The sequence below is a fragment of the Streptomyces sp. SID1328 genome, assembly GCF_009865595.1.
Taxonomy (GTDB): Bacteria; Actinomycetota; Actinomycetes; order Streptomycetales; family Streptomycetaceae; genus Streptomyces; species Streptomyces griseoluteus.
In genome coordinates, this window is the sequence record NZ_WWKH01000247.1 from 1 (window position 1) to 3,736 (window position 3,736).

Consider the following 3,736-nt stretch of genomic DNA (forward strand, 5'->3'; position numbering starts at 1 on the left):
CCGTCCTGCGCCGGCCCCGCCACCGCGCCCCCGCCGGTCCACTCTCGCCCCGCGCGGCCCTGGGCCGGCCCCGGCCGTGCTGTCCCGTCGGCGCGGGCCTGCGACGGCTACGCCGCTCGAGGAACGTTGCGAGCGATCACCTCCCGCCCGGCCGCATTGAGCATGACCTGCCCGGTCCGCGCAGCGGCGCGGGGCCGGCAGCTCCCCGGGCTTCATGTCGACTGTCGCGATGTCACTGGCCCCGGCCTCGGTCAGTTCGTCCCGCCGCTGGCTGGCGGATGCCTCGTCGTAGGCGACGGCGGAGGCGCGGGTGGTGCCGTCGGGGTCGGTCCAGGTGAAGTTGTAACGGCGCATGGGGATGCAGCACATGTCCTTTGCGGGAGCTGCTGCCACTGGACGTGTACGGCCGGTACACCATTGGTACCGCCCACGACGGCAGCGACGCCAAGGTGCACATGCAGTCTGCGGCCCGGACCCTGCACGGCTTCCTGGTTGGTGTCACCGGGTCCGGGAAGACGGTCACGGTCGCCCTGATGTGCGCGGCGTGGGCGCTGGCTGGCCTGGCGGTGGCCTCGGCGATGGGGCAGTCCGGCGCGGCCCGGGCGACGTCGGGGGGCGGCGCCAGCCCCCGGCACGGACCGGTGCGGGAGCACAAGCAGCGGACCGGATGCGACGAGACCCGGCTGCCGAGGTCGGGATAGAGGGCGTGGTCTTCACGAGCGGCGGTAGACAGGGCGAACACCACGATGTGGAGCCAGGCCCCACCTATGGCGCGCAGGCGGGTGCAGCGTACGATCTGCCGTTTCGTCATCCCCGTCCAAGGAGCCTTCACCGGTGCCTGTCGTACCGCCGCCGCGCACCGCCGCACTGCTGTCCGTGCAGCGTCTTGCCCGCGACGAGGACGGTGAGCGCCTGCACGCTCTGCTGTGGTCCGCCGGCCCGGGCTGGCGAATGATCAGCAGCGCGGTGCTCGGCGGCGGCATCGGGGAGCGTGCCTGGGTACTGAACGCGCAGGTCGCCCACGGCTATCGGCGTACCGACCCGGACCGGCACTTGGCCGCCCTCGCCGCTCGCGCCGGCGTGAGCGGAGCCGGTGTCGGGCTGATGACGGCCGCCGACGTGACGGCACACGCGCACGCGGACGACGGCGGCGCCGAAGCTGTGGTCACCGCGGGCATCACCGTCCGCGGGTGGGCCGCCTCACCGGCCGAAGGGACCGCCGGCTCCCCCGCGCCCGGCACGATCAACATCCTGGTAGCGCTGCCCGTGGCGCTGACCGACGCCGCCTTGGTCAACGCGGTGGCCACCGCTACCGAGGCCAAGGTCCAAGCCCTCCTCGATGCCGGCCACCGCTGCTCCGGCACCCCCACCGACGCGGTGGTCATCGCCGCCCGCAGCCCGCGCCCGGGCGAGACACTTCATGCCTTCGCCGGTCCCCGCTCCCCCTGGGGTGCCCGTCTGGCCCGCGCCGTCCACCAGGCCGTCGGGGCCGCCGCTCCCGCCCTGCCTGCCGGTATCCCGACCGGTTAGGCGGTGCCGAAACCATGCAGCCCGCAGCTTTGAACGGTGATTGGTCGCCTCCCGCTCGACGAGCAGCTCGCTGTCCTGAAGTCCGTGCTGTCCCGCAATGAGGTGCTGCTGGAGGTGCTGAACCGCACGGCGAAATGGGGTCTGCCGGGCTGGTACCTGACGGCAGGCTGCCTGTTCCAGACCGTCTGGAACGTGGCCACGGACAGGCACCCCACCAGCGGAATCAAGGACTATGACGTCTTCTACTTCGACAATCACGACCTGTCGTGGGAAGCGGAGGACGCTGTTATCAAGGCCGCCGAGGACGCCTTCGCCGGCTTGCCAGCAGCGGTCGAGGTCCGTAACGAGGCCCGCGTCCACCTCTGGTACGAGGAGAAATTCGGCGTCGCGTGCCCTCCTCACGCCCGCACTGAGGCCGCCATAGACAGCTTCGCAGCTACCACATGCTGCCTGGGCGTGCGCTTGGAGCCGGACGGGCGGTGGCGCGTCTATGCACCGCACGGGCTCGCCGACGTCTTCAATCTCGTTGTCCGGCCCAATCCAGTGCTTGCGCCCCGCGAGGTGTACGAGACAAAGACGGCCCGCTGGCGACAGCAGTGGCCCGAGCTGACCGTGCTCGACTGGCCTTCAGAGGCCACCACCCTGGCGCCTGCCTCGGCCTGATGGGCGGAGCCGACGCAGGCAAATGATGCTGCACGCGAGCTGAAGCAGGCCGACGTGGAGGTCAGCACGCCGTTCCTAGCGGACACGCAGTCGCTTGAACTGGTGCAACCAGGCGAAGGCGCGCTCGACAACCCAGCGCACCTTGCCCAGGCCAAGGCCGTGAGCGACACCGCGTCGGGCGATCAACGGTTTGACGCCGCGCTTCCCCAGCAGGCGGCGGTATTTGTCGAAGTCGTAGCCCCGGTCGGCATACATCCGATCGGGCTGGAGTGGGCGCGAGTGCAGGCGCAGGAGGGGCTGGTGCAGCCGGGGGCCAAAGCGCCGCAGGGGGTCCGGCGCGGCCGGGCCCCCTGCGGTGCTTCGGGCGGTCACCTGATGGTCAGGCTCTGGCCACGGGTGGGTTCACGCACGTGCCTGGTAGGAGACCGAGTTGATGCCGAAGTTGCACTCGCCGTACAGCGTGATACTGCCGTTGAACCGGGTGTAGGGGCCGGTGTAGTCGGTGATCTGGGGTGCCTTGCAGTCGATCACGATCCGCACTTCGCCGGAGCCGGAACAGTCGATGCGGCCCACGGTGTTGTACTTCGTCGTGGTACAGGACACCGCCTGCGCGGACGCGCTGGCGGAAGTCGCCGGTATGAGGGCGACGGCGGGCGCGGCGGCCAGAGCGAGTGCGGCCAGTCGCAGAACAGGGTGACGAGACATGGATCTCCTTGTCGCAAGCACTTGTGGCGCTTCGAGTCATGGATATGTCAGGTGCACGTTCGGTCGGAATCCTGTCATCGCGGCAGTCCTGTGTCACCGTCATGTTTCGGCAAAGTTGCCTGGCTGAAACCGTGCGGGGCGGTCACCGGGATCTCGGACTCTGGCCATGGGTAGCTCCACGAGCCAACGCGCCACCCAAGTCCGCACCCTGATGATCCTCGGCCGCCACCAGCAGACCCCCGCACGGCCCTCCCTCAACGTCACCGGCCCCGCTCACCGCCCTCCTGAACGTCGGCCGCGCCTACCACCTTGCCCACATCCGCAAAAACCCCGCACCGCCCGGATCAGCCCACAGCGCGGGCCCCGTGGCGTACGTCCTCGTCCCGCCCGGCGCCACCGCGAAAACTCTCGTCACCGAGTTCGCCCGCTACCTCGGCATCCCCGTGGCCACCCGCATGACCCAGACCCAGATCACCGACGCCGTCTGCCACACCTACACCGCCGCGGGCGTCCAACTCGTCCTCATCGACGAAATCCACCGCCTCAACCCCCGCACCACCACCGGCGCCCAAGCCGCCGACCTGCTCAAAGACCTCACCGAACGCCTCCCCGCCACCTTCGTCTACGCCGGCATCAACGTCACCGACACACCCCTGTTCAGCGGCACCCGCGGCGCCCAACTCGCCGGACGCGCCACCCTCATCACCTGCGGCCCCCTCCCCGCCCGACACGGCACCCGCCAACCCTTCCGCGACGTCATCACCGACATCGAAAACGCCCTCGACCTCGAACAACACAAACCCGGCACCCTCCCCCGCCACGCCCCCTACCTCCACCA

4 protein-coding genes and 2 pseudogenes are annotated in these 3,736 nt (G+C 70.1%); 4 read left to right on the forward strand and 2 right to left on the reverse strand.

The window, feature by feature from the left end; translation table 11 throughout:
* The first annotated feature begins 374 nt into the window (after nucleotides 1–374).
* From GT030_RS07235 to GT030_RS07245, 3 genes are all read left to right on the forward strand, one after another.
* Nucleotides 375–701: a DUF853 family protein gene (locus GT030_RS07235; RefSeq protein WP_161200364.1), complete on the forward strand. Its 327-nt coding sequence runs from the start codon at nucleotides 375–377 to the stop codon at nucleotides 699–701.
* Nucleotides 702–834: 133 nt separating this feature from the next.
* Nucleotides 835–1,530: an adenosylcobinamide amidohydrolase gene (locus GT030_RS07240; protein ID WP_161200365.1), complete on the forward strand. Its 696-nt coding sequence runs from the start codon at nucleotides 835–837 to the stop codon at nucleotides 1,528–1,530.
* Between the two features lie 36 nt (nucleotides 1,531–1,566).
* Nucleotides 1,567–2,193 (forward strand): nucleotidyltransferase family protein, encoded by a 627-nt coding sequence (locus GT030_RS07245; RefSeq protein WP_161200366.1) that lies wholly within the window; start codon nucleotides 1,567–1,569, stop codon nucleotides 2,191–2,193.
* Between the two features lie 78 nt (nucleotides 2,194–2,271).
* Here the strand turns inward: GT030_RS07245 and GT030_RS37285 are convergent.
* Together GT030_RS37285 and GT030_RS07255 are read right to left on the reverse strand one after the other, a co-directional pair.
* Nucleotides 2,272–2,520 (reverse strand): annotated as a pseudogene (locus GT030_RS37285) (transposase); the annotation flags it as partial.
* A 75-nt stretch (nucleotides 2,521–2,595) separates the two neighbouring features.
* Nucleotides 2,596–2,898 carry a hypothetical protein gene (locus tag GT030_RS07255; RefSeq protein ID WP_161200367.1) on the reverse strand — a complete coding sequence of 101 codons (303 nt, stop codon included), beginning with the start codon at nucleotides 2,896–2,898 and terminating at the stop codon, nucleotides 2,596–2,598.
* Nucleotides 2,899–3,064: 166 nt separating this feature from the next.
* Between GT030_RS07255 and GT030_RS07260 the strand changes: the two are divergent.
* Nucleotides 3,065–3,736: pseudogene (locus tag GT030_RS07260) on the forward strand (TniB family NTP-binding protein); the annotation flags it as partial.

Coding starts and splice junctions, on each gene's coding strand:
- GT030_RS07255 (WP_161200367.1), bottom strand. CDS start 2,898: ATGTCTCGTCACCCTGTTCTGCGACTGGCCGCACTCGCTCTGGCCGCC.